Raw genomic sequence first — 25,650 nt, forward strand, 5'->3', positions numbered from 1 at the left:
TGTCTGATGAGAATTTCTGAAATTTTCAGAAATAGGTTAGACCTAGCTTATCACATTCCCGACCATTTGTCGCAAAAAGAGGAGCGACTAGCTGTCACTCCCGAATGATTTCATCAGTTGAACACTTTCTGCAAGACTTCGCCAATGGTAGTCACGCCGATAACGGTGATTTCCTTGGGGACCTTGATACCTGTCAGAGAATTTTTGGGGGCATAAACCTTGGTAAAGCCCAATTTGGCGGCTTCGTTAATCCGTTGTTCAATCCGATTGACGCGGCGGATTTCACCTGTCAAACCGATTTCGCCTATAAAGCACTCTTGTGGGTTGGTAGGCTTATCCTTGTAACTGGAGGCAAGGGCAACTGCGACCGCTAGGTCAATAGCTGGCTCATCCAGTTTGACACCGCCTGCTGACTTAAGGTAGGCATCTTGGTTTTGGAGGAGCAGGCCTGCCCGTTTTTCCAAAACCGCCATAATCAAGCTGGCACGGTTGAAGTCCAAGCCTGTCGTGGTCCGCTTGGCATTGCCAAACATGGTCGGCGTCACCAGGGCCTGCACTTCTGCAAGGATAGGGCGGGTGCCCTCCATGGTCACGACAATAGCAGAACCTGTCGCCCCGTCCAGACGCTCTTCTAGAAAGACCTCGCTAGGATTGAGGACTTCGACCAAACCCTGCGACTGCATCTCAAAAATGCCGATTTCGTTGGTGGAGCCAAAGCGGTTTTTGACCGCCCGCAAGATACGGAAGGTGTGCTGTCGCTCGCCCTCAAAATAGAGAACGGTGTCCACCATGTGCTCCAGGGTCCGCGGTCCAGCCAAGGTGCCTTCCTTGGTCATGTGGCCGACGATAAAGGTTGCGATATTGTTGGTCTTGGCAATCTGCATGAGTTCATTGGTCACTTCACGGACCTGACTGACAGAACCTTGCACGCTAGAAATGTCAGGGCTCATAATGGTCTGGATAGAGTCGATAATCAGGAAATCTGGTTTTATCTTCTCAATCTCGGTCCGAATGCTCTGCATATTGGTCTCCGCATAGAGATAGAACTCGCTGTCGATGTCGCCCAAACGCTCCGCTCGCAACTTAATCTGCTGGGCAGACTCTTCCCCCGACACATAGAGGACGGTGCCAATGGTCGAAAGTTGGGTTGATACTTGCAGGAGCAGGGTGGACTTGCCAATCCCTGGATCGCCTCCAATGAGAACTAGACTGCCCGGCACCACGCCGCCACCCAGGACACGGTTGAACTCTTCCATGTTGGTCTTAGTGCGAGCCACTTGAATGGACGACACTTCATTGAGTTTCATAGGTCGGGTCTTCTCACCTGTCAGGCTGACCCGCTCGTTCTTGACTTCAGCGACTTCCACTTCCTCGACAAAGCTAGACCAGGAGCCACAGTTGGGGCAACGGCCCAGATACTTGGGCGAGTGATACTCGCAGGATTGACAGATAAAGGTTGTTTTTTTCTTAGCGATGGTGATTTCCTCCTATTTCCCCGTTGAGCCAAATCCACCCGTCCGAACGCCGTCGGCCTGGTCACCGTCAGCCAAGAGGAAGGGGGCAAAAACAGCCTGTACGATTCGCTCGCCAGCTTCCACCACGACGGTCTCCTCTGTGATGTTTCGCATCTGGGCAAAGATATGACCTTCATTAGCTGGATTGCCATAGTAGTCGCCGTCAATAACCCCAACCGAGTTAATCAGGACCAAACCCTTCTTGCGAGGGTTGGACGAACGGTCGTAGAGATAGAGGACCTCATTGGCCTGCATATAGGCCTTGACACCTGTCGGCACCAGCTTAATCTCACCTGGCTCCAAGCTAGCCGTCTCCGCAGCTTTCAGGTCGTAACCTGCTGCGTGGGCTGTCTCACGTTTTGGCAATAAATTTTCATCAGTAAACTGGCTAACCAGTTCGAATCCACGGATTTTCATAAGAACTCCTTACATCATTTTCTTCTTTTTATTCATTGTATTCATTCGCATTGTTCGTCACAAATGCAAAAAGCGTTGTTAAGGGAAAGGCATACTCGTCATCAAAGCGAGCCGCACGTAGCCACAAGTCTTGGTCAACCTTACGGAGATAGACACTGCGAGGGAAGGTGAATTCTTCTTCCAACTGAGGCGACAGCAGGCAAATGGCTCCGTCTGGTGATTTCCCTTGGGAGAGTATAGCATCCCGACTGACTTCCTGTTCCAACAAGGCCAGGCGAAGATAAACTCCCAGATGAGCTGGTGGTAACTGATAACCCATCTCCACGGCTCTCCCCTCTATCTGAGGAGCAGTTGCTTCCCGATCAAATCCCATTTCGGCTAGACTGACAATCTCAACTAAACACTTCTGTCTCTCCACCACTTCTTGATAAGTTGGATGAGCTAAGTAGGTCTTGAAATAGTCATTTACCAAAATCCCCTTGTCATCTAAATAGGCAGGGATTTCTTCTTTTTTCAGGGGAAATAATTCAACTCGAACACTCTGTCTTTTCATAGGTCTATTATACAGGAAATACAAGGTAAAGCAAAACTCCAACCTAATGGCTGGAATTTTGAATTTATTCAAACACAAACTGGTTGTGGTAGAGTTCGGCGTAGAAGCCGCCCTGTTTAAGGAGTTGGCTGTGGTTGCCTTGCTCAATCACTTTTCCGTCTTTTAGGACGATGTTCAACCCTCAAATCTGACTTTATTTCTCCGGTATGACCCAAAACAAATAGTAAGTGATGAAGATTGTTAACAGTCCCAGTCCTATTTTGACCAATAAAATAGGAGCCAGCCAGATAGAAATTGCCATAAGTAAGTAAATTTGCCAGATGATTTGCTTTTTTCGTTTACGGGAAATGGATTTGGTCTCAACGTAATCAGCTACGTAAAATTGATAAATTTTTGTATTGCGTAGCCATTTTTCAAACCTTTTTGAACTTCTCGCAAAGCAAAAACCAGCCAAAAGTAAAAGAGGGGTTGTCGGAACTATCGGTAAAACAATCCCAATGACACCAACCATCAAACTAACAAAACCAAATACTAGATAGAATATTCTCTGCATACTAATATTATACCAAAAGAACTCGTGAATTTTTGAACAATTTTATCACATTTTCAGAAAGCGCTTGCATTTTATTGGATAAAAGGGTATGATAAAGGTACCAAATTTAGGAAAGAGAGAAGACGCTATGAAACTTCTAGGACTGGTCGGAACAAACTCCGCTCGCTCAACCAACCGCAAACTCTTGCAGTACATTGAACAGCACTTCGCTGATAAGGCAGATATCGAACTGGTTGAAATCAAGGAACTCCCAATCTTCAATAAACCAGCCAATCGAGAATTACCAGAAATTGTCAAAGAATTGGTCGCAAAAATTGAGGCTGCTGACGGAGTCATCATCGGAACTCCCGAATATGACCACTCTATTCCAGCTGTCCTTATGAATGCCCTTGCTTGGGTATCATACGGTGTCTATCCACTATTAAACAAACCAGTTATGATTACTGGTGCTTCTTATGGAACACTTGGTTCCTCTCGTGCCCAACTACAGCTACGTCAAATTCTCAACGCTCCTGAACTCAAGGCCACTGTCTTGCCAGATGAATTTTTATTGTCACATTCCTTGCAAGCCTTTGATGCCAATGGGGAGCTCATTGATTTAGAAACTAGTCAAAAACTGGATGCCATCTTTGATGACTTCCGCCTCTTTGTCACCATGACTGGCAAGCTGTCTAACGCAAAAAAATTACTCCAAAAAGAAGCTGAAAACTTCGATTGGGAAAACCTGTAAGAGAGGAATATACTATGAAATTTGTCGGAATCGTCGGGTCTAATGCAGACCAATCTTATAACCGCATGCTATTGCAATTTATTCAACGCCACTTTAAAGTAAAATTTGAATTAGAGCTTTTGGAAATCAAAGATGTCCCAATGTTCAATCAGGACGAAGACCAGTCTAATAGTTTTGCGATCCAATACCTTTACAACAAAATCACACGTGCTGATGGTGTCATCATTGCTACACCTGAGCACAATCATACCATTACCCCTGCCCTTAAGAGTACTCTGGAATGGCTCAGTTTCAATTTACATCCATTTGAAAATAAACCAGTTATGATTATCGGGGCTTCTTATTACGATCAAGGAACTTCTCGTGCCCAAGTTCACCTACGGAAAATTTTAGATGCACCAGGTGTCAATGCTTACACACTACCAGGTAATGAATTCCTCCTTGGTAAGGCCAAAGAAGCTTTTGACGATAAGGGCAATATCATCAATGAAGGCACCGTGAAATTCTTAGAAAGCTGTCTAGACAACTTTATCAAGTATGTCGGTGTTGTATCCAAATTGAAAAAACCAAAACCAATCGCACCAGAAGATTTAGACTGTACCAAACCAATCGCAACGACCATCACTGGTGTGGATCCCGATGATCCAGATTGGCTAGAAAAGGCTTCTAAATTGGTTAACGCAGTTGAGGGAGACACCTATGTTAAACTGGACAATGGTCTGTTGACCGTTAACCAACTCAATATGTTCCTCAATGCGATGCCATTTGAATTGACCTATGCAGATGATAATAACCAGTTCCTCTACTACAACAATAGTCACCAAGAACCTGATACCATGTTGGGTAAACGGGTACTTGCTCAAGTAGGAAATCGCCTGTCAACTGTCCACGGTACGCTACCTCCTGCCCGCATGAAGAATGTTGAATGGGTTGTCGGTACCTTGCGTAATGGTAACCAGGAATATGTTCGTACCATTGTACCCGGTACCCCTGCTGAAATTATCAACACCCACAACTACCAAGCTATGTACTATCCTGACGGATCCTACGCTGGTATCAATGAAATTATCTTTAATTTCAAACCATGGCTAGATTGGTATCTTGAAGCTACTGGTCAACGCTTGGTTGGTGGTTCGGGAACTGCCGCAGCTCCTGCACATGTTGACGCAACCTCTGGTGCATCAGATGCTGGTAGTGCCCCTGCTACTTCCACACCGACAGATGCAAATTCTGGTGCATCCGCTCACTAATCGTTCACATATAGTGGCTGGGAAGAAAGCCCAGCACCTCTTCTCAGAGTTCGTGTCAACATCTCAGCGCAGTGGTTGATTGGCAGATTTGTTCGTTTTTTACACTCCAAATCTGGCCTAATCAACTGTGCGGGGGTGGGAAGACGAACTCTTTTTAGACTGGTCGAGTTCTTTCCCACTCCCATATTTTTCAAACAAAAACATTGATATTGATTTCACAAGGAGTTCCTATGTCACCATTTCAAGAAAAAATTTCAGTTGCTGTTTCAAAAAAAGAAGCCCTTTTTGACGAAAGTCTAGGCCGCTATGCCTTGCGTTCTATGTATGCAGGAGCCTACCTGACTATGTCAACAGCTGTCGGTATTATCGGAGCAGACGTTATTGCCAGTCAATTTCCAAGTTTGTCGCGCTTTGTCTTTACCTTCATCTTTGCTATTGGGCTGGTTTTTGTTCTTATTTTTGGTGGTGAATTAGCCACTTCTAACATGATGTATCTCACAACTGGTGCCTACTATAAGCAAATTAGCTGGAAAAAAGTGACACAGATGCTGCTATACTGTACTTTCTTTAACTTTGTAGGCGCTACTATTCTAGCCTGGCTCTTCAATCAGTCCTTTTCCTACCTCAATCTCTCTGATAAGAGCTTTGTCGTCAATGCCGTTACCATCAAACTTGGAAAATCTGACTGGAGCAATTTTATTGAAGGGATCACGGCTAATATGTTTGTAAATATGGCAATCCTTGGCTTCATGCTCATCAAAGAACAGTCTGCTAAGTTCTTTGTCATCATTTCCTCCATTTTTATGTTCGTTTTCCTCATCAATGAGCATCTGGTCGCCAATTTCGCATCATTCATGCTCTTAGCCTTTAATGCTGCTCGTACTAATGTAGATACCTTTACTATAGTAAATATTCTTCGTCAGTGGATTGTTGTTTTCTTTGGAAATTGGCTTGGAGCCGGCCTCTTTATTGGAATTGCTTATGCTTGGCTCAATCAGACCAAAACCAACCACCTTGAACAGTAATGATACTACAAAAACAGCCAAGATAAACCACATCCTAAAAGTTTAAGGATTGTGGCCTGCTTATCTTGGCTGTTATTTTTTACTATTCAAACACAAACTGGTTGTGGTAGAGTTCGGCGTAGAAGCCGCCCTGTTTAAGGAGCTGGCTGTGATTGCCTTGCTCGATAACTTTTCCGTCTTTGAGGACGATGATTTCATCCGCGTTGAGAATGGTTTTGAGGCGGTGGGCAATAACGAAGCTGGTCCGTCCTGCGATAATGGCCTCCATAGCCTTTTGAATTTTGGCTTCCGTTACGGTATCAACGTTAGACGTTGCTTCGTCCAAAATCAAGACCTGCGGATCTGTCAAGAGCGTACGGGCAATGGAAATCAGCTGTTTCTGACCTGTGGAGAAGACATTCTCATCATCGGTCACAAAGGTTTCATATCCCTCTGGCAAGCTCATGATAAAGTCATGAATATGGGTGGCACGAGCTGCGGTTTCCACCATTTCTTGCGAAATACTCTCATCGCCAAAGCGGATATTGTCCGCAATAGTGCCAGAGAAGAGTACCGACTCCTGCAAGACAATACCGACCTTATCCCGCAAACTATCCAAATCATATTCCCGAATATCGCGACCGTCAAAGGCCACGCTACCACCATTGACATCGTAGAAGCGGTTGATCAAGTTCATAATGGTAGTCTTACCAGACCCCGTCGGCCCAACGACCGCCACCATTTTGCCCTTAGGAGCAGAGATTGACACCTTGTCCAGGACCTTCTGACCCGGCAGATAGCCAAAGTCGATGTCCTTGATTTCAACACCTTCTTTTAATTCGGTAAATAGCGGAGCGTTTTGAGGGCGAACTTCCTCAGGCTCATCAAACATTTCCTGAATACGATGAGCTCCTGTGAAAGCCAACTGCAATTCTGCCCAGCTGGCAGCAACCTGCATGATTGGCTGGTAATACTGTTGCGAATATTGAACAAAGGTCACCACCAAACCAAGTGCGGCAGCTGTTTCCAGCGAGCTATCGTTGAGAACAATGCTGGAGCCTGCAAAGATAACAATAGCCGTATTGACCAAGCTCATCCCATTCATAAATGGGAAGAGAATTCCACCAAACAAGCGACCCTTGAAGGTCGTACGGCGAACTTCTTCATTGAGTTCCAAGAAACCTTCAATCGTTTCTTCCTGTACACCTTGTACAATAATCGCTTTTTGTCCAGAAATTTTCTCGTCCATGTAGGCATTGAGCTTAGATACCGCAGCCTGTTGCTTATCCGTGTATTTCCGTGATAGGCGGATGATAATGACCAAGGCAATCAAGGCAACTGGCGTAGAAGCAATGGTCACCAAGGCCAAGCGAGTATCCTGACGGAACATCATGATGACCATACCAACATAAAGAGCGATGTTGGTCACCACTTGGGTCAAGGACTGGTTAAAAGCGTTTTGGATATTGTCCAAATCACTGGTAAAGCGAGAAAGAATATCCCCGTCCTTGTGGCTATCAAAGAAGGCAACTGTCAAACGTTCCAGCTTGCCAAACAAGCCCTTACGCATACGGTTGGTCGAATGTGCCACGATACGCGTGAAGAGGAGGGTGTAAATCAAGGAAGCCACAACCGTCGCCGCATAGGCAAAGAAAAGATTGAGCATAACCCCGTTAAAATCAGACAGGTCAGGTTTGAAATTTGACTGACCCATTTGTACCGAAGCAAAGTAAGCCTGTCCAATTTTTCCCATTTCTGTAATGGCATTTCCAAGGAAAACAGGTGTCTTAACCTGCAAGTAGGTCGCTGCCACAATGGCTAGAAAAATCACAGCAAAGGACAGTTTATAGCGTTTAAAATAAAACCAGAAAAAACGTAACGTCTTCATCTATTCCTCCCTCCCTTTCTGTGTTTCGTAGATTTCACGGTAGACATCGTTCGTAGCTACCAACTCAGCGTGGGTACCTTGGCCGATCAGACGACCTTCGTCAAGAACCAAAATCTTATCAGCTTTGACAACAGAAGAAATCTTCTGGGCAACGATGACAGTTGTTGTCCCCTTCAAATCATGGTTGAGAGCCTCTTGGACTAGTTTCTCAGACTTGGCATCCAGGGCTGAGGTCGAGTCATCCAAGACCAAAACCTTAGGCTCGCCAATCACACCACGTGCAATGGACATCCGCTGCTTCTGACCACCAGAGAAGTTATTTCCTCGTTCTTCTACTTGGCTCTCATAGGTATCATCCAAGCGGTCGATAAATTCTTTGGCTTGGGCAATACCTGCGGCCCGCTCCAATTTTGCTAAATCAGCACCAGGTGCCCCTTGACGCAGGCTGTCTGCAATGGTTCCCGAAAAGAGAATAGCCTTTTGCAAGACAATCGATACCGTATCACGCAGGGTGTTCTTGCTTACTTCTTTCAAGTCCCGGCCACCGATGGATACCGTTCCTTTTTGCGGGTCAAACAAACGCGGAATCAGCTGAGCAAGAGTAGATTTACCCGCACCTGTTGCACCAACCACACCGACCATTTGCCCTGGTTCAATCTCAAATGAGATATTTTTCAACGTCGGCTCGGTATCGTGTGGATAGGTAAAGCTAACATTGTCAAAGACAATCTTACCAGTCAATTCTTCATCCGCCACATCCTTGAAGGTCATTGCAGGCTCCGTATCCAAGACCTCACTGATACGTTTAATAGAAATGGCAGCACGTGAAGCCTGCATCCCCATAAAGCTAGTCATGATAATGGCAAACATGATTTGCATGAGGTAGCTCATAAAGGAAGTAAAGCCACCAACTGCTTCCATGTTGGTTTTCAACATCCCAGACACCAAGTAGAGCGAGGCAAAGATCGCCATGTAAGAGATAAACATCATCAAGGGTTGCAAGATAGCAAAACCATAGCCGATAAAAAGGTTGAGGTCCAAGAGTTCATTGGATACTTTCTTGAACTTGGCATACTGATTTTTTTCTTGTACAAAAGACTTGACTACTCGGATTCCCCGTAGGTTTTCCTTGGCAATACTGTTCATCTTATCCATAAGGGACTGGAATTTCCCAAAACGTGGTCCCATTTGCCCCATGACAACTGCCATAATGGCCATAATCAAGACCACCATGAGGATAATCATCCACCAGAGTTCTGGCATGGTCCGTACCGCCATGATGAAGGCTCCGATAAAGAGGAGGGGAACCCGTAGCAAGATGGTAAAGAGCATCATGGTCAAGTTTTGAATCTGGGTTACATCGTTGGTCATCCGAACGACCAAGTTCCCCGCATTGAATTCTTCAACGTTAGCATAAGAAAAGCTCTGAATCTTGCGAAAGGTTTGCTCACGAATATCCGCAGATACCCCTTGTGAAATTTTCGCCGCAGCAATAGTGTTAGCCAGACCAGCCAAGAGACCAATCCCCGCAATCACCAAGAGCAACTGGCCCACACGAACAATCTCTTCCTTGTCATTAGCCAAGACTGCTGCCAAGACATCCTTTAAGTAGTTGGGCTGCAAGAGGGTCGTAATAACGACAATCGATGTCAAGGTGATACAGGCCAAGGCATACCATTTATAGCGTAGAATTGCTTGTTTAAACATGGTAATTCTCCTTATAATTTCGAATGTTTTCTTTTAATTGATCGGCAACCTGCTTAATCAGTTGAAATTCTTCCTTCTGAATTCCCTGAAAAAGCGAGCGGTGCATTTCCTCATGAAAGGCTTTTAGGTGACAAATCTTGCTCTGACCTTTCTCTGTCAAGACCACCTGCTTGTAACGTCTGTCAACCTGAGATGGCAAAACCTGAATAAAGCCGTTTTTCTCCATTCGCTTGACCAGATTACTGGTAACGGATTTGGAAATCTTTAGCTCGGCTTCAATGTCTTTTACAAAGGTTTCAACTTCAGACCGTTCCGCTATGAAACGTAAGGCCCAACCCTGTGGACCTGCCAGGTGTTCCACATCATATTCCTTTGCAATGGTTTCACTGATTTGTTCAATCTGATTTAATAGATTCCGAAAATCTGCAATGGTGTGTCCCATGATAGATCCTTCCCAATCAATTTATTAGCATGAGAACTATTATAGTTTTCTAGAGAACTATTGTCAAGTTTCTGCTCTGCCATTTTCCAAAAAAAAACATCTATGGTATAATGGAGAAAATATTATTACAGGGGAAGCATATGAGTCAACAAACCATCGCTGTCCTAGGGCCTGGCTCTTGGGGAACAGCCCTCGCACAGGTACTCAATGACAACGGCCATCAGGTCCGTATTTGGGGAAATATTCCTGAACAAATTGACGAAATCAATGAACAGCATACCAATAAACGGTATTTCAAAGAGATCGTCCTAGACGAGAAGATTAAAGGCTACAAGGATTTGGCAGAAACCTTAGACGGTGTGGATGCCGTTCTCTTCGTTGTACCGACCAAGGTGACCCGTCTGGTTGCCAAGCAAGTGGCCCAAGCTCTCAAGCACAAGGTCGTTGTGATGCACGCTTCTAAAGGTCTGGAGCCTGATAGTCACAAGCGCTTGTCAGAGGTCTTGGAAGAAGAGATTCCTGCTGAACTCCGATCAGAAATCGTTGTGGTTTCAGGACCAAGCCATGCAGAAGAAACTATTGTCCGCGATTTAACCTTAATTTCTGCCGCATCGAAAGATTTGGAAACTGCAACCTACGTCCAAAATCTCTTTAGCAACCGCTACTTCCGCCTCTACACCAACAATGATGTCATCGGTGTGGAAACAGCGGGTGCTTTGAAAAACATCATCGCAGTTGGTGCAGGTGCCCTTCACGGCCTCGGTTACGGTGATAATGCCAAGGCAGCTATCATTGCTCGTGGATTAACAGAAATTACCCGACTCGGTGTAGCCATGGGGGCCAATCCCTTGACTTACAGCGGTCTATCTGGCGTCGGCGACTTGATTGTTACAGGTACATCTGTTCACTCTCGTAACTGGCGAGCCGGCGATTTGCTTGGCAAAGGAGAGAAACTCGAAGATATCGAAGCCAATATGGGCATGGTTATCGAAGGGATTTCCACTACCAAAGCAGCCTACGAATTGGCACAAGAATTGGGTGTTTACATGCCTATTACCCAGGCCATCTACAGCGTGATTTACCAAGGGGCAAGTATCCAAGATGCTATCCAAGAAATCATGTCTGGTGAATTCCGCCAGGAAAATGAATGGTCATAAAGAATAAGGAGAATCCATCATGACAAAAAAAGTTAGAAAAGCCGTTATCCCTGCAGCAGGTTTGGGAACACGTTTCCTTCCAGCAACTAAAGCCCTTGCCAAAGAGATGTTGCCAATCGTTGACAAGCCAACCCTCCAATTCATCTTTGAAGAAGCCCTTCGTTCTGGTATCGAAGATATCTTGGTCGTAACCAATAAATCAAAGCGTTCCATCGAAGACCATTTCGACTCAAACTTTGAATTGGAACATAACCTACGTGAGAAAGGAAAAGATGACCTCTTGAAACTGGTGGATGATGCAACTGCCATTCGCCTTCACTTCATTCGCCAAAGCTATCCAAAAGGATTGGGAGATGCTGTCTTGCAAGCCAAAGCCTTTGTTGGAAATGAACCTTTTGTCGTGATGCTAGGCGATGACCTCATGGATATCACCGATGAGTCTGTTAAACCAATCACCAGACAGCTGATTGAAGACTATGAAGCAACACATGCTTCTACCATCGCAGTGATGCCTGTTCCACATGAAGAAGTTTCATCATATGGTGTCATCGCACCTCATGGTGAAGGAGTCAACGGCCTTTACAGTGTTGAAACCTTTGTAGAAAAACCAAAACCAGAAGATGCACCATCTGACCTTGCCATTATTGGTCGCTACCTTTTGACACCTGAAATCTTTGATATCTTGGAAAATCAAGAACCAGGTGCCGGCAATGAAATCCAGTTGACAGATGCCATTGATACCCTCAACAAGACACAGCGCGTATTTGCTCGTGAATTTACTGGCAAACGTTATGATGTCGGAGATAAATTTGGCTTCATGAAAACTTCGATTGACTACGCATTGACCCATCCACAGGTCAAAGATGATGTCAAAGACTACATCATTGAGCTCGCTCAACAACTCCAAGACGCAGAATAATCAAACCAATAAAAAAACAAGGACAGGCTATTCCCCTGAGCTAAGCAGGGAAATAACCTGTCCTTTCTTAATGTATTTCCAAACGAGAATCCAACAACAATAAGGCTTCTTCAAGCATTGTCAACAGACGATTACACTGCTCCAAAGCCAATTCAGGATGACGCTCCTGCCAATGGCTAATGTAATACAGCAAGCAACCCGACAGAGGCGACTGGACCATGCGCGCTTCTATCTTAAAATCCATGCGATGGTAGCCAAGTAGCGGATGCAATTGAAAAATCAGCTCTTGCTCTTTCAACTGACAGCTGATGCCCCATCTCCTGCACTCTTCCTCTGGCAACTGCCTATAGATTTCTAACAAACTAATTGGAGCTGAAGGTGTGAATTGGCTAGCCTGTGTATAAAACAAATCTCCACGGTCTCTCAATTCACCACTTCTTACTTTTCTGCGGTAATCATACCAGTGTCCCTCGCTTGCCAGATAAGCAAGAAAAGATACAAGTGCCAACAAAAAATATCCCAAGTCAGACCCTCCCATGTCCTATTGGCTAGAGCCTTGACTACTCGAAGGACTTATCCACAAGGCCGATCTAGCTTCTCCATTCACTATACAGTCTTTTCTGTAAAAAAGCAATTATTTGTATGCTCTGGTTATTCCACAAAAAAAGACCGACTGAAACGGTCCTTTTAAAACAAAAATCCTACAAATAAGAGACCAAAAAACAAGAGTAGATAGCCCACAAGGGCCCATCCTGTCTGCTGGGCAGTAAAGGTTTGTTTTTCCAGTCTTGGCGGCAGACAAACCACTGCCAAACAGCCACCGATAGCCCCACCAATATGACCTGCCATACTAATAGCTGGATTAAAGAGCCCCAAGGCTAGGTTGATCAAGAGCAAAGCTGTATAACGCTGCCCCAGGAGCTGAAGATAGGCACTTCTACTGTAATAACGTAAGAAGCCCATAGCAGCAAACAATCCAAATAAGGAAGTGGAGGCGCCTGCACCAACAACTCCAGGAGTAAAGAAGTAAACAAAGACATTTCCCATGATTCCCGAAAGAAGGTAGAGCAAGAAAAACCTCCGACTGCCAAATAAAGGCTCCAACTGATATCCCAAGGCATAGAGAGTGAAGCTGTTAAACAAGAAATGTTCCCAACCAATGTGGACAAAGATAGGGGAAATCAAGCGCCACAACTGAGTCGGATCATAACGCACCACTTGACCGTACATTCCACCGAATTCAAAAATCGTATAGGCTGTAGTGGTCTGCCCAAATCGAAACACTTGTATCAAAAGAAAAACAAGAGCCGTGACTGCCAACAAGGCATTGGTCACAGGATAGCGCTTATCAAAAAAGTTCTTCAAAAATCAACAACTCCTTTACTGGAATATCAAATACATCTGGTTCAAAATCATAGACTTGAAAGTCTGTCAAAGTCGATACCGTCTCCCCCTGATAATCTGCTAGGTAGCGATCATAAAAACCGCCTCCATAGCCCACTCGAAAACCCGCTTGATTCCAAGCTAAACCAGGAACATGGATCAACTTAACCACAGACTTATCCACAGGTTGTGAATAAGTCCCAGGTTCCCAAACTCCAAACCTAGATTTCACCAAATCATCAGGATTATATTCTACAAAATCCATACGCCCTTGTGAATAGGTCTTAGGGATGAAAATCTGCTTGCCGTCCTTTTGAGCCTGCTCAATCAGGTAAAAAGTGTCAAACTCATGGGGCATGGAAAGGTAGGTCCCAAGCGACTTTGAGCACTTATAGGTGTCAGATGAAAGGAGCCTTTCTGTTAGTTGCTGACTCCATCTTGCTCGCTGGCTACTAGTCAAGGCTTTCAATCTCTGCAAGACCTCTTGCCGAATTTCTTTTTTATCCACAGGAACTCCTTTCTTTTCAGAAAAAGACCGGAAAAACCAGTCTAGTTTGCTTTCATTTTCAAAAAATCGCTCAACTTATCCACAGCAAAGGGAAGCACTTCCTCTTTGGGACTGAGACGTGGATTGTGAAGGGGATAAGGCGTATCCACACCCAACCAGAACATAACACCCGGAACCTTGTTAAGCAGGTAGCCGAAGTCTTCACCCGTCATGGCAGGTGGACAGTCAATCATCTCCACTCCGTCAACACCTTCAAAGTAGGTCATGAGTTCATCCGCCAACTGAGGATTGTTCTCCACAGGCAGATAGCCGCTTGGATTGAGCTCGATGTCCAGTTCCACTCCAAAAGACAGGGCGATTCCCTCTGCCACTTCCCGCACCCGCTTTTGCACCAGAAGACTCATGCTCTGGGTCAAAGCCCGAATGGTGCCATGCAAGAAGGCCGTTTCCGCAATGACATTATTGGTCGTACCCGCGTGCATGGAGCCGAAGGTCACCACAGCCCCCTCAATCGGATCAACGTTACGGCTGACCACCGACTGGACCTGGGTCACAAAGTAGCTTGCTGCCACCAAGGCATCATTTGCGGTATGGGGAAATGCTGCGTGGCCACCCTTTCCTGTAAACCGTATCTTGACTTCACAGGTCCCAGCAAAGAGGGTCGCACGGTTGGTGGCCATTTGACCGACTTTGAGGTCTGGTCGAACATGGAGCCCATAAAATTCATCTGGCAACCAATCCCCGAAAGCTCCCGCTTCATACATGAGCATGCCACCTGCTAGATTTTCCTCCGCAGGCTGAAACAAGAAGAGAAGATTATTTTTCGGTTGCTGCTCTGCCATTTTCTCCAAAAGCCCCAAGGCAATGGTCATGTGGAAATCATGTCCGCAGGCGTGCATCCTGTCTGGGTGGAGGGACTTGAAGTCCAGGCCCGTCTCCTCCACGATCGGTAGACCGTCAATATCCGCCCGCCAGCCAATCGTTTTCTCTGGAGCAGAACCTGTCAGATAAACCAAGATTCCTGTCTTCCAAGTGCGGACTTGGGCAAAAGTACAATCTTGAAGTAAACCTTCGATAGTTTCCATAAGAAAGGCGTGGGTCTTGAACTCCTCCATGCCCAGCTCTGGAATCTGGTGGAGGGCCCGACGTGTCGCGATTAAATCTAGCATAGCTACCTCTTAAAGTGTCCGCAAAGCCTCTTCCAAGGCTGTTTTTTGTTGGGTTTGAGCGTCGATTTCCTTGATGATACGGGCTGGCACACCTGCTACCACTACATTTTCAGGAACATCTTGGGTCACAATAGCACCTGCGGCCACAACAGAACCGCTACCGATTTGCACGCCCTCGATAACAACAGCATTGGCACCGACCAAAACGTTGTCGCCGACACGAACTGGCTCGGCAGAAGCTGGCTCGATGACACCTGCAAGGACCGCACCTGCACCGATGTGGCTGTTTTTACCAACCGTTGCACGACCACCAAGGATAGCTCCCATGTCAATCATGGTACCTGGACCGATTTCCGCACCGATGTTAATCACTGCTCCCATCATGATAACGGCATTATCACCAATGGTCACTTGGTCACGGATAATGGCACCTGGCTCGATACGGGCGTTGATGTTACGCTTGTCAAGCAAGGGCACAGCTGAATTGCGGCCGTCTTGTTCTACAACGTAGTCCACATTTTCAGTCAAGTTTGCTAAGAGTGGCTCGACATCCTTCCAGTCACCGAAGAGGACATTGCCAAGCTTTGTCACTTCAGCAGGAACAGGCCCAGCCAATTCACCTTCAAAAGTTACTTTAACAGTTGTCTTCTTCACAGCATTACCGATAAAGGCAATGATCTCTTGGGCAGTCATTTTTTGTGCAGTCATAATATTTTCCAATCTATAAAAGTATTTTTACCATTATATCAAATTTTCAGAAAATTTGGTATAAAGAAAGAGAGTCTATGAAAAACTCTCTTTTTTATGTAACTATCAATTACTGAAGCAATTCTTCCACTTGTGAACGAGCAGAATCCATTGCGGATTTTAATTGGTCACGGACAGTCGTCACCGTTGTCAACAGCATATCTTTGACATCAGCTGGAATCTCTGTTTCGTCTCCACCGATCACTGCAAACTGTTGGTCCAAAAGTGCATACTGCTCTTCTAGTGACACAACCAATTGATCTCTCGTCTGCAATAAGGTGTCTTGTTGCTCTTCTGGGAGTTGGGCAATCAACTCTTCGAAATCCGCAATATAAGAATCCATTAAGGATTTAAAGGCAGCTTTAAAATCACCAATGGTCACAATGTTTTGAATTTCCTCATCAGTAAGGTAGGTCACCGTTGACTCTTTGAGCACTGTTTTGGAAGATTCAGTTGTCGAGGATGCAACGGTAGATGAGCTAGATGCTTCTGATGAAGAGGCACTTGTTGACTCTTTGCTTGTCGTAGAGCAAGCAGTCAATCCAAGCAGCACCAAGCCAGTAGCACAGAGCGAAAAGAGTTTCTTTTTCATAATTTATTCCTCCTATTTACTTATATATTAGTATAAAAAGGATCAAAAGTCAAAGCTATTCTTCTAATTTTTAGGTAAATTTCTGCCCCTTCACACAAGCAACACTATAGTCTGCCACAAGCCCGTCAGTATCTAGATGAATGCCGTGTAGAACCCCTCCGTAAACAGCTCCACCGTCGATTCCCATTTTTCCATCTGGACTGGTCCAAATCTGACTGATACGGAGTTTGGTCTGATAAAGATTGTAAACAGGGGTATGTCCAAAGACAATGGTTTTACCTGTGGTATTTTCCGCTTCATGAAAGGCAGTTCGCAACCAAACCTTGTCATGCTCACTAGTCTCTCTCCAGTCTGTCAAGGTCAGATCAATGCCCGCATGGACAAAAATATAGCGCTCGGTCTCCAGATGATAGGGGCAAGACTTGAGAAAGTCAATCATATCCGCATATTGCTCCATCACCGCATTTGCATCCACCAGACCATCCACAGGGGCATCCAAGGGACGGCCCAGTAGAGAATTGATGGTCGTATCGCCACCATTTCTCCGATAGTGGTCATAGCGTTCCAAAGGATTCCGCAACCAGGCCAACAACATCCGTTCATGATTACCTGTTAAACAAATCGCTCCCTTTTCACGCACCAGCTGCCAGACCAGCTCTAGACAGCCCTTTGAATTTTCACCACGGTCAATCACATCACCAAGAAAAATAAGCTGTTGTCTCTCTTCATCCCATTTTTTTAAAATATCGAGCAGCAATTCAAATTTACCGTGAATATCACCTACTACAAAAAATTCTATTTTCATCCGATCTCCTATTTCTACTGCACTATTGTACCATAAGAAATTGGATAGACAAAAATCCCTTGTTTACTAGCTACAATCAATGATTTGCCGACTAGTAAACAAGAGAAATGGTGGCCATAGTTATGCAAATAACTGAACGATACTATTTTCCTGTAATTCTGGCATCTTATCCACTGCTACATGAAGCGTCCCTGGCAGAGAGCCTTCTGAGGACCCATCTAAAGCAATCGTGATATGACCCAAGGCAGAAAGATTTTGTTCCACTACAGAGCCAACTGCTGTGATTGGATAAGCTCTTCCATCAATAACCAGTTGACCTCCAACTCGGATAGAACCTGACAAATCCTTATTACTTATCTTGTAGCAGTAGTCTGCCAAATCTGCAGGAGCCTCCATGCCAAATAGAATCAGCATATTTGCTTCCATAATCATACTTGGAGCCTGTTCCCCAACACTTACAATAGTTGCTTCAAAAATTTTTGTCATCCTTCTATCCTATCCTAATTTATTATTTCTATCTAACTATACAATCCAAAACTTGCTAACCACGCCACAATGACACGTGGAACCCCGTTTAGGAAACGTGAGTAAAGCACTGCTGGCACCCCAACTTCAACGGTTTCAGACTCCGCTTCTGACAAACCAAGTGCAACTGGAATGAAATCACAGCCATTCTGGGTATTAATGGCGAAGAGTGCTGGCAAAGCCATTTGCGGTGGGATATTGCCTTTTCCGATCTCAACACCAATCAAGGTTCCAATAATCTGGCTAATAACAGCACCTGGCCCCAGGAGCGGAGATAAGAATGGAAGCGAGCAAATGAAACCAATCAAAATCAAGCCCCAAATATTTCCTGCTAGCGGAACCATTAACTTGGCCAACCAGTTCCCTACGCCAGAACCTTGAATAATCCCAATCAACAGCGAAACAAAGGCCATGAAAGGTAAAATGGTATGCAACATCGTTTGGATGGCATCTCGTGCAGCCTGGTTAAAGGTGGCAACGACCTTACCAGCTCCCATACCAATCCGAGCAATAAAGCTTGATTCAGCTCGCTGTTCTGTAATTTTTTTGCTAGTGTCGTAAGTTGGTTTTTTCTCCTCTGCAACACTTGTTACAGTCACCTCATCCGAATCATCCGCTAAACGAATCTGATCCACTCCAACATTTGAAACATAAATATCTTCATTGATGTATTGGGCTAGCGGACCACTTTTGCCTGTTGGAATCACATTGATCGTCGGAATTCCTTTCTTAGGATAGATACCACAACGAAGCGTTCCACCGCAATCAACAATAGCAAGTGCGATTTCTTCATCTGGAATCGATGTTTTAAATCCATTTACAGCTTCCATACCTGTCAACTCAGCGATTTTATCTACAATAGCTGGTTTCTCTCCACCACCAGTAATATAAATAAACTTGTGTTTCTCTGCCGTTGGAGTAATGACCAACGGACCACCGTATCCTCCACTACCTTTTACCACTTTAATGCTTTTATATGCCATAACTGTTTCCTCTTTCTATCAAAGTGTCTTGCTAAGCGTAATGCCTTGTTGTTTTGATACATAAGCCGTCATAAAGTCTGTCACCCAGCCACCTACGAAGTTCATCACCAAACCAACCAACAGGTAGCGAATGGCTAAATCCATTGTATTGAGCCCCAAGGTTTGAATCCCAGAAGCAATCCCCATCCATACAAATAGTTCACCTGGGTTAATGTGAGGAAAAACACCATTTGAAGTGTGGCAGAATTGCATCTGTGCTGCAACAAATCCTGGCTTGTAATACTCAGGTAAGAAGCGCCCCATACTGATAGACATGGGGTTTCCTAAGATAAATGCAGAGACAAATGGCAAAATCATATAACGACTAACTGGATTTTTAGCAGAGGCTTGAGCTAACTTGTTCACCTTCTCCTCTCCTAAAAGAGCAATCAAGGTATTCATTGCCACCAAGAGCATGAGAACAACAGGTACAATCCCTGTCATCCAGCTGATAAAGGTCTCTCCACCCAGCTTAAAAAGATTCATAAATCCTTCGGCAAATTGCACAATATAGTCCATAGTAAACTCCTTCTCTATTTTTTAAATTGTAATTTTAACCTTGTGGACAAGAGTTTCAATTGGTTGCCCACACTTAACACTGGTGCAAGTTTCGGAACATCCTCATAGTTTCCTGCTTCAATTCTAAGGAATAGCTCCCTCGCATCTTCGATTGCAATTTGTAACAGCTTATTCTCCTTTCTAACCAGTGGGTTGTAAGTATCTAGGTAATGGATATCTTGACCGACATAGGATGGCATTGACTTAAAGCGCGCTGCGACTGTCACACCCTGCATCCGCTTGGCATCGACTACCTTGCCGTTTCTATCGACGGCAAACATTACAATTGTCCCAGCTTTAATCTTCCCTGATCGGCGCCCAATCGCTACTCGGCCTTTCTGACGCAACTCAGAATAGGCGGCATTAAAATGCTTCAACTGTTTGAGACCTAAGTAGATTTGCAAAACGTAGGCAGCAATCACAACAGCTCCAAAAATATAAACTGAATCCATTTTTCCTCCTATTCTTATTAGCTAATCAGCTATTTTTTACCACAGTTTTCTAGTCCCAAACGTTGTTTGATACGCAAGGTTTCTTTCATTCGGAAAGTATTATCAAATATATTAAACAGTAGATCTTGATTGAAGTCATCCAGTTCAGAAGGAACAAATAGCAAGATAAAATCACGAATAGGAGTGCCTATACGACTTTCTAACTGCAGCTGGTCTTGTTCCAACACAACGATGCAGATTTGTTCCAAACTAACATCCGTCAAATGCGGAAAAGCATAGCCATTATCTGAAATAGCTGGATGAGCCTGTTCTTTTTGTTTTAACTTTTCAACGACCTCCTGTGGGATCAGCCCCTTCTCCACTAGCTGATCTAGTAGAATCCTTAGATTCGCTTCATAGCTTTTGGTTTCATCAAATCGAACGGTTTCAACTTGGCAATACATTTGTATTTTTCGTCCTAATACCGTCCGTTCCAAGGCCTCTCGCTCTGCTTGATTTTCCTTGGTAACCAAAGACAATGATAAAAAGGGCTGAAATAATTCTTGACTGTACAAAAGATTGTCTGTAAAAATCAAATCATAGGTACGATTCAACTCTTCATAAGGCGGATGGTTCACAAAATCTAGAAAGTCCAACTGAATGTCACTGTTAAAAATTTGACGAATTTGGTGGTCAACAAGATAGCTGAATGACTGACCTGACTGTGTAATCACCGCTACTTTAGCAATCAACGGCTTACTCTTTCGAGCCAGTAACAATTCCATCCAAGCTGCCAACAGAACAACTTCCTTGTCAGAAATGTTCAAACCAGTCCGTTCCACTATACGATCTACAAAAAACTGTGAAACCACCTTAGAGAACGAACTCTGAATCAGCTGTTCTCTCAAACTAATTTCTGTGAACTGCCACTTCATAACGCTACGATTGAGCATGTAAACCAGGTGACGTTGCAAGATAAGAGCACTCTCTTCGATATCAAGACTAATTCCAAATTCTTGAACTGTGAGCGATAAAACATCCTCTGCCATGGTCAAAATATCAGGCCGACCGATCTCCGATGCCAGCAACCCAATTTGCATTGGAAAAGTCAAAAAGGCTCTTTCAGCAGCTGTCACCTCTCTACCTAGAAAATAGGCTAATATCTCGTAAAAAATCGATGGCAAGTCCAACTTATCCTGGCTAGTAAACCAAGTCAAGACATTGTCTTTTAAAGCATGTTCTCTCCTCAACACAGTAATGTTAAGTGTAGCTAGAAAGGTTCGCTCTACATCAATCGGAAAGTGTTGGCTTTCCATAAAATCCATATAAGTATCTAGAAGCTCCTGTGGCAACCCAGTCTCAGGCTCTAGATAGTCCATGATTTCATACAGGTAAAGAAGTCGCTTATGCAGTTCCTCTCCTACAATCTTAATGCCGACACCTGATTTAGATTCTAACTGCAAGCAGTAGGTTTGAAGCACCTCTTTCATCCGATTGATATCTCGACTGAGGCTACGCCGACTAATGCCCAGTGCTTCTGCGATACTATCAGCTGAAAGATAGTCATCTGTCTCCAGAAGCATTTTGAAAAAAATGGCCTGCCTTTTGTGGAAAGAGTTCAAGTCCGTTGACAACAACAAATCCTCAATTACCAAGGTCTTAAAAGCGGTATCATCAAAGATATGCAGACTTAATTTTCCACCTTGTTCCTGAATGGAAAAGATATGGTCATAGCTATACAAAAGCCCCTCAATCAACAGCTTTACAGAATGCTTGGAAAGGTTCAATCTCTCTTCCAAGTTCTCGTAGCTGACACCAGCATGAGATGATAAATAGTACAATAAGGCTTTCTTGTTTAGCTCTAAACTCATTTCTTCTTCCTAACCTCTGGTTTTTCCTCCGGACACGTTTGTCGTTACACCAGTAATGTAACTTGATCTATCTGAAAGATAGTAGCAAACCAAGTCTGCCACCTCGCTCAGTCGCCCACTTCTTCCAAGCGGGATCGTACTTGTATTTCCATAGCCTGCCCGTAGTTCTTCAACTGTTTTTCCGCGCGTATAAGCTAACGCTTCTTCATAAGCTATCGTGCGAAGACCTGTCGCCTCCATAATCCCTGGGGCAATCCCCACTACACGAATTCCATGTTTGGCCAATTCCTTAGCCCATGACCGAGTCAGCGAGTATACGGCACCTTTAGTTGCTGCATAGATACTCTGTCCCTCACTACCCTCTAATCCTGCTTCTGATGCCATATTGACAATAACACCAGCTTGTTTAGTTGCCAATACCCGTGCTACTTCTTGACTAACAAAAAATAGTCCTTTGAAATTGATTCCAACCATTCGATCGAATTTGTCTTCATCTAGTTCATATGGGCCTGCTTCCGTCTTGATATCCATCAACAAGCTCGGAATATTTATCCCCGCGTTATTCACTAGACCATCGATGGTTCCAAAGTGTTCTACTACCTTGGATACAGCCTCTTTTACAGCTTGATGATTAGCCACATTTGTTTCTACAAACAACAAGTTTTCATGAGACAGGTCTGAATTTCGAATATCCAAATTCGCAACCAAGGCTCCTTGTTCAAGCAAGCCCTCTACAATTGCTAGACCAATCCCTGAACTTCCTCCTGTGACAACATAGACCTTATCTTTGATTCCTAACCAATCTGTCATCATCTGTCCTCCTTTTCTATTTACATTCTCAGTATAAAATGAAAACGATTTAAAGTTAAGGACAGGTTTTTTCCCATGGATAAAAAATACTGTCTAGAAGTCTCTTGTCTTCTAGTATAGCAAATTTTTATTGACTGCAGAATCTTACTGAAAAAAATCAGAAAAAGAAAACAGCCCCCTTTGGGAGCTGCTCCTATCTAGTTCAATAATTGAAATTATCCTACAAACGTGCGTTCAATTCTGCACCGAGTTCTTCAAATCCTGGCTTGCCAAGAAGAGCGAACATATTTTTCTTGTAGGCTTCTACACCTGGTTGGTCAAATGGGTTGATCGCATTGAGGTAACCAGAGATAGCAATCGCCAACTCGAAGAAGTAGAAGGTGTAACCAAGTGTGAACTCATCTTGTTGTGGAAGGGTCACAAACATGTTTGGTACGCCACCATCTGTGTGGGCAAGGAGTACGCCGTCCGTTGCTTTTTTGTTTACAAAGTCAACGTCCTTACCTTGCAAGTAGCCAAGACCGTCAAGGTCTTCTGCCATTTCAGGAATCAAGATATTTTTTCTTGGTTTGTCAACACGAACCACTGTCTCAAAGATGTTGCGGTTTCCTTCTTGGATGAATTGTCCAAGAGAGTGCAAGTCTGTTGAGAAGTTAGCAGATGTTGGGTTGATACCTTTTTGGTCCTTACCTTCTGACTCACCTGCCAATTGTTTCCACCACTCGCTGAAGTATTGCAGTGATGGCTCGTAGTTAGCCAAGATTTCTGTTACATAGCCTTTTCTGTAAAGGATGTTGCGAACAGCTGCATATTGGTATGCTTGGTTTTCAGCAATTTTATCAGATGTATAGGTCTTGCGAGCAGCATTTGCACCTTCCATAAGGGCATCAATGTCTGCACCAGCTGCCGCGATTGGCAAAAGACCAACTGCTGTCAGGACTGAGAAACGGCCGCCAACATCATCTGGAACAACAAAGGTTTCCCAACCATTTGCGTCCGCTTCAACCTTAACAGCACCTTTTGCCTTGTCAGTTGTCGCATAGATACGCTTGTTAGCTTCTTCTTGACCGTATTTCTTCACAAGCAATTCTTTGAAGACGCGGAAAGCAATGGCAGGCTCAGTTGTTGTACCTGATTTAGAAATCACGTTAACTGAGAAATCCTTATCTGCCACATAGTCCACCAAGTCAGCAAGGTAGCTTGATGAGATCGAGTTTCCAGCGTAAAGGATTTGTGGAGCTTTGCGCTCTTCACGTGTTTGCAAGTTTACAAAGGCATTGCTCAAGAAATCAATAGCTGCTTTAGCACCAAGGTAAGAACCACCGATACCGATAACTACCAAAACTTCACTTTCATTTTGGATTTTAGCTGCTGCTTCCTTGATACGAGCAAACTCTTCTTTGTCGTAGTTTTCTGGCAAATCCAACCAGCCGATAAAGTCGCTACCAGGACCTGTTCCTTGACGGAGCATTTGGTCTGCAAGGGTAACTTGTGGTTGCATGTAGTCTACTTCTTGAGCTCCAACGAATTGGCCCAAGACTTTTGAATAGTCAAATGTAATATGTGTCATCTTTTTCCTCCATTTGTGTACCATAATATGATAACGCTTTATCATATTTTTTTCAAGGGATTTGTGAATTTTCATTCATTTTCATGAAATGGTTTGCGTGAACAGAATTTTTGCAATCATTTTTTCGGTCTGAATTTGCTCTTGGTAATCCTCCAAGGTCTCCCCCGCTTCTGTCACCGTAATCAGCTGTGGCAAGCACTTGGATAAAAGATAGAGGGGCAATAAGGTGACATACCATATCAGCATAACCTCAAAGATAAAGCGTGCATTATTGCCACGTTTGATATACCGTTGGCGGTACTCCTCCTTCAAGGAAGGGTGTGGAATGAAAATGTGGACATTCTTTTTCCCAGCCAGCCACATGGCCCACAACATGCGAGGCAAAAAATTGAGGGCGACCAAGACGATTTTCCCAGCCTGCTCCCACTCAAAGGCCTTTTCTACATAAGTCTGCCGGTATTGTTTATCCTTAATTGGTCGTTTGATGGATTTGCGTTCTTCTTTTGTTAGATGGCTGACGCTACTATTGTCATATTTTATGTCGGACATTTCAAGATCGACTACCTTGCTCCAATTCTTTGCAAGGGTCGTCTTACCCATACCTGGAAAAGCAAATAAAAACATAGGCTTTCCTCCTTTGTACCCATCATGCTACCATAGGTTTCCAAAACATTTCTTAAGAATTGGTATTTTACACTATCTTTTCAGAAAAGCAATACTTTTCCCCAAAAATACATCCTCAGACGGATAAATCAGCTAAAACTGCCCCTATTTCTAAAAATCAGCCAAAGAAAACCCTCTGAAAGCTTGATTTCAAAGGGTTTTTAGATTATACGCAAAAAGAGCACACACCCGACTTCGCTTAGGGCTGCTGGATTCCTCCCCTGACCCGCTTCACGCACGAATGTTGCTCCGTTTATTATTATAACACAAATTTACTAAAGTGCAAGCGGAGACTGAGTGAGATGGATGATTTGTCTAATCACTCTTGGGCTTTCAAAGCTCGTTTTTCAGTCTTCTGCCTTTCTCGGCGCTGTCTAAAAAAATCTTGCATGATCTGGGCACAGGATTCTTCCAAGATCCCCGTTTCAACCTCCACACGGTGATTGAGCCGCTGGTCTGTCAAAATATCATAGAGACTGCCCGCCGCTCCAAATTTTTGGTTGGCAGCCCCATAGACCACCTGGGGAATACGGGCCAGCCCAATGGCACCACTACACATAACACAGGGTTCAATGGTGACAAAGAGGGTCGTATCCAGCAAACGCCAATTTCCCACTGTTTGATTGGCTTCTTGGATGGCCATGACTTCGGCATGCATGATAGCCTGATTGAGTTCCTCGCGCGCATTGTGCCCACGGCCAATAATCTGTCCATCCTTAACAATGACACAGCCGATAGGAATTTCTTCCTTGTCCAGTGATTTTTCAGCCTCTGCCAAGGCCTGGCTCATAAAGTATTCTTTTTCTTCTTGTGTGTAATTCATAGGTCTATTATAGCAAAAAACAGCCCCAAGGGGCTGTTT

The 25,650-nt window shown here is 44.3% G+C and carries 28 protein-coding genes and 1 other RNA gene; 5 read left to right on the plus strand and 24 right to left on the minus strand.

Features of this window, described 5'->3' with window-relative positions:
• Window positions 1-113: 113 nt before the first annotated feature.
• The 4 genes from radA to PXH68_RS08805 all read right to left on the minus strand — a co-directional run bounded on the left by radA (window position 114) and on the right by PXH68_RS08805 (window position 3,037).
• On the minus strand, window positions 114-1,481 hold the full coding sequence (radA, locus tag PXH68_RS08790) for a DNA repair protein RadA (protein ID WP_248027101.1): 1,368 nt from the start codon (window positions 1,479-1,481) through the stop codon (window positions 114-116).
• A 6-nt stretch (window positions 1,482-1,487) separates the two neighbouring features.
• Complete coding sequence (locus PXH68_RS08795) at window positions 1,488-1,931, minus strand: dUTP diphosphatase (protein ID WP_248027056.1); 444 nt, start codon at window positions 1,929-1,931, stop codon at window positions 1,488-1,490.
• A gap of 28 nt (window positions 1,932-1,959) precedes the next feature.
• Complete coding sequence (locus PXH68_RS08800) at window positions 1,960-2,484, minus strand: hypothetical protein (protein WP_248027054.1); 525 nt, start codon at window positions 2,482-2,484, stop codon at window positions 1,960-1,962.
• 193 nt (window positions 2,485-2,677) lie between these two features.
• Window positions 2,678-3,037 carry a YbaN family protein gene (locus tag PXH68_RS08805; protein ID WP_029175487.1) on the minus strand — a complete coding sequence of 120 codons (360 nt, stop codon included), beginning with the start codon at window positions 3,035-3,037 and terminating at the stop codon, window positions 2,678-2,680.
• Window positions 3,038-3,164: 127 nt separating this feature from the next.
• Here PXH68_RS08805 and PXH68_RS08810 point away from each other — a divergent pair, with 127 nt between their 5' ends.
• From PXH68_RS08810 to PXH68_RS08820, 3 genes are all read left to right on the plus strand, one after another.
• Window positions 3,165-3,767 carry an NADPH-dependent FMN reductase gene (locus tag PXH68_RS08810; RefSeq protein ID WP_015647489.1) on the plus strand — a complete coding sequence of 201 codons (603 nt, stop codon included), beginning with the start codon at window positions 3,165-3,167 and terminating at the stop codon, window positions 3,765-3,767.
• 14 nt (window positions 3,768-3,781) lie between these two features.
• Window positions 3,782-5,017 (plus strand): NAD(P)H-dependent oxidoreductase, encoded by a 1,236-nt coding sequence (locus PXH68_RS08815; RefSeq protein ID WP_105242242.1) that lies wholly within the window; start codon window positions 3,782-3,784, stop codon window positions 5,015-5,017.
• 230 nt (window positions 5,018-5,247) lie between these two features.
• Window positions 5,248-6,042, plus strand: a complete 795-nt coding sequence (locus PXH68_RS08820) for a formate/nitrite transporter family protein (RefSeq protein ID WP_248027052.1) — start codon at window positions 5,248-5,250, stop codon at window positions 6,040-6,042.
• An 82-nt stretch (window positions 6,043-6,124) separates the two neighbouring features.
• Here the strand turns inward: PXH68_RS08820 and PXH68_RS08825 are convergent, their stop codons facing one another.
• Genes PXH68_RS08825 through PXH68_RS08835 form a run of 3 tightly spaced genes read right to left on the minus strand, consistent with a single transcriptional unit; the run spans window position 6,125 to window position 10,058 of the window.
• Complete coding sequence (locus PXH68_RS08825; RefSeq protein ID WP_248027050.1) at window positions 6,125-7,909, minus strand: ABC transporter ATP-binding protein; 1,785 nt, start codon at window positions 7,907-7,909, stop codon at window positions 6,125-6,127.
• Entirely contained in the window at window positions 7,910-9,616 is a 1,707-nt protein-coding gene (locus tag PXH68_RS08830) for an ABC transporter ATP-binding protein (protein ID WP_248027049.1), read from the minus strand.
• Complete coding sequence (locus PXH68_RS08835) at window positions 9,609-10,058, minus strand: MarR family winged helix-turn-helix transcriptional regulator (protein WP_248027047.1); 450 nt, start codon at window positions 10,056-10,058, stop codon at window positions 9,609-9,611. The genes PXH68_RS08830 and PXH68_RS08835 overlap by 8 nt, the downstream gene beginning before the upstream one ends.
• Window positions 10,059-10,198: 140 nt before the next feature.
• On the opposite strand from PXH68_RS08835, the gene PXH68_RS08840 reads away from it, so the two are divergent.
• Complete coding sequence (locus PXH68_RS08840; RefSeq protein ID WP_248027045.1) at window positions 10,199-11,215, plus strand: NAD(P)H-dependent glycerol-3-phosphate dehydrogenase; 1,017 nt, start codon at window positions 10,199-10,201, stop codon at window positions 11,213-11,215.
• Window positions 11,216-11,234: 19 nt separating this feature from the next.
• The gene (galU, locus tag PXH68_RS08845; RefSeq protein ID WP_205030966.1) at window positions 11,235-12,134 is read left to right on the plus strand and encodes a UTP--glucose-1-phosphate uridylyltransferase GalU; all 900 of its coding nucleotides are present in this window, start codon (window positions 11,235-11,237) and stop codon (window positions 12,132-12,134) included.
• A 67-nt stretch (window positions 12,135-12,201) separates the two neighbouring features.
• Here the strand turns inward: galU and PXH68_RS08850 are convergent, their stop codons facing one another.
• The 17 genes from PXH68_RS08850 to tadA all read right to left on the minus strand — a co-directional run bounded on the left by PXH68_RS08850 (window position 12,202) and on the right by tadA (window position 25,611).
• Window positions 12,202-12,657 (minus strand): hypothetical protein, encoded by a 456-nt coding sequence (locus PXH68_RS08850; RefSeq protein ID WP_248027042.1) that lies wholly within the window; start codon window positions 12,655-12,657, stop codon window positions 12,202-12,204.
• Window positions 12,658-12,821: 164 nt separating this feature from the next.
• Complete coding sequence (locus PXH68_RS08855) at window positions 12,822-13,499, minus strand: rhomboid family intramembrane serine protease (protein ID WP_248027041.1); 678 nt, start codon at window positions 13,497-13,499, stop codon at window positions 12,822-12,824.
• The gene (locus tag PXH68_RS08860) at window positions 13,483-14,025 is read right to left on the minus strand and encodes a 5-formyltetrahydrofolate cyclo-ligase (RefSeq protein ID WP_248027039.1); all 543 of its coding nucleotides are present in this window, start codon (window positions 14,023-14,025) and stop codon (window positions 13,483-13,485) included. Before PXH68_RS08860 ends, PXH68_RS08855 begins: the two co-directional genes overlap by 17 nt.
• A gap of 41 nt (window positions 14,026-14,066) precedes the next feature.
• Window positions 14,067-15,194 carry an N-acetyldiaminopimelate deacetylase gene (locus tag PXH68_RS08865; protein WP_248027036.1) on the minus strand — a complete coding sequence of 376 codons (1,128 nt, stop codon included), beginning with the start codon at window positions 15,192-15,194 and terminating at the stop codon, window positions 14,067-14,069.
• 9 nt (window positions 15,195-15,203) lie between these two features.
• Window positions 15,204-15,902 carry a 2,3,4,5-tetrahydropyridine-2,6-dicarboxylate N-acetyltransferase gene (dapD, locus tag PXH68_RS08870; protein WP_024376132.1) on the minus strand — a complete coding sequence of 233 codons (699 nt, stop codon included), beginning with the start codon at window positions 15,900-15,902 and terminating at the stop codon, window positions 15,204-15,206.
• Window positions 15,903-16,011: 109 nt separating this feature from the next.
• On the minus strand, window positions 16,012-16,533 hold the full coding sequence (locus PXH68_RS08875; RefSeq protein WP_205030962.1) for a hypothetical protein: 522 nt from the start codon (window positions 16,531-16,533) through the stop codon (window positions 16,012-16,014).
• 70 nt (window positions 16,534-16,603) lie between these two features.
• The gene (locus PXH68_RS08880) at window positions 16,604-17,338 is read right to left on the minus strand and encodes a metallophosphoesterase family protein (protein WP_248027033.1); all 735 of its coding nucleotides are present in this window, start codon (window positions 17,336-17,338) and stop codon (window positions 16,604-16,606) included.
• 120 nt (window positions 17,339-17,458) lie between these two features.
• The gene (locus tag PXH68_RS08885) at window positions 17,459-17,824 is read right to left on the minus strand and encodes a PTS glucitol/sorbitol transporter subunit IIA (protein ID WP_248027031.1); all 366 of its coding nucleotides are present in this window, start codon (window positions 17,822-17,824) and stop codon (window positions 17,459-17,461) included.
• A gap of 32 nt (window positions 17,825-17,856) precedes the next feature.
• Window positions 17,857-18,846: a PTS glucitol/sorbitol transporter subunit IIB gene (gene srlE, locus PXH68_RS08890; RefSeq protein WP_158456344.1), complete on the minus strand. Its 990-nt coding sequence runs from the start codon at window positions 18,844-18,846 to the stop codon at window positions 17,857-17,859.
• Between the two features lie 18 nt (window positions 18,847-18,864).
• Window positions 18,865-19,404, minus strand: a complete 540-nt coding sequence (srlA, locus tag PXH68_RS08895; RefSeq protein WP_158456342.1) for a PTS glucitol/sorbitol transporter subunit IIC — start codon at window positions 19,402-19,404, stop codon at window positions 18,865-18,867.
• A gap of 14 nt (window positions 19,405-19,418) precedes the next feature.
• On the minus strand, window positions 19,419-19,895 hold the full coding sequence (locus PXH68_RS08900; RefSeq protein ID WP_248027030.1) for a transcriptional regulator GutM: 477 nt from the start codon (window positions 19,893-19,895) through the stop codon (window positions 19,419-19,421).
• Window positions 19,896-19,924: 29 nt separating this feature from the next.
• Window positions 19,925-21,745, minus strand: a complete 1,821-nt coding sequence (locus tag PXH68_RS08905; protein ID WP_248027028.1) for an HTH domain-containing protein — start codon at window positions 21,743-21,745, stop codon at window positions 19,925-19,927.
• 9 nt (window positions 21,746-21,754) lie between these two features.
• On the minus strand, window positions 21,755-22,555 hold the full coding sequence (locus tag PXH68_RS08910; protein ID WP_158456546.1) for an SDR family oxidoreductase: 801 nt from the start codon (window positions 22,553-22,555) through the stop codon (window positions 21,755-21,757).
• A gap of 220 nt (window positions 22,556-22,775) precedes the next feature.
• On the minus strand, window positions 22,776-24,125 hold the full coding sequence (locus PXH68_RS08915; RefSeq protein ID WP_248027026.1) for a glucose-6-phosphate isomerase: 1,350 nt from the start codon (window positions 24,123-24,125) through the stop codon (window positions 22,776-22,778).
• 81 nt (window positions 24,126-24,206) lie between these two features.
• The gene (locus PXH68_RS08920; protein ID WP_248027024.1) at window positions 24,207-24,749 is read right to left on the minus strand and encodes an ATP-binding protein; all 543 of its coding nucleotides are present in this window, start codon (window positions 24,747-24,749) and stop codon (window positions 24,207-24,209) included.
• Window positions 24,750-24,956: 207 nt separating this feature from the next.
• Window positions 24,957-25,046: signal recognition particle sRNA small type (gene ffs, locus PXH68_RS08925), an RNA gene on the minus strand.
• Between the two features lie 61 nt (window positions 25,047-25,107).
• On the minus strand, window positions 25,108-25,611 hold the full coding sequence (gene tadA / locus PXH68_RS08930; RefSeq protein WP_205030957.1) for a tRNA adenosine(34) deaminase TadA: 504 nt from the start codon (window positions 25,609-25,611) through the stop codon (window positions 25,108-25,110).
• Window positions 25,612-25,650 lie beyond the last annotated feature (39 nt).

Source organism: Streptococcus sp. 29896 (genome assembly GCF_032594915.1).
In the GTDB taxonomy this organism is placed as follows: Bacteria; Bacillota; Bacilli; order Lactobacillales; family Streptococcaceae; genus Streptococcus; species Streptococcus suivaginalis.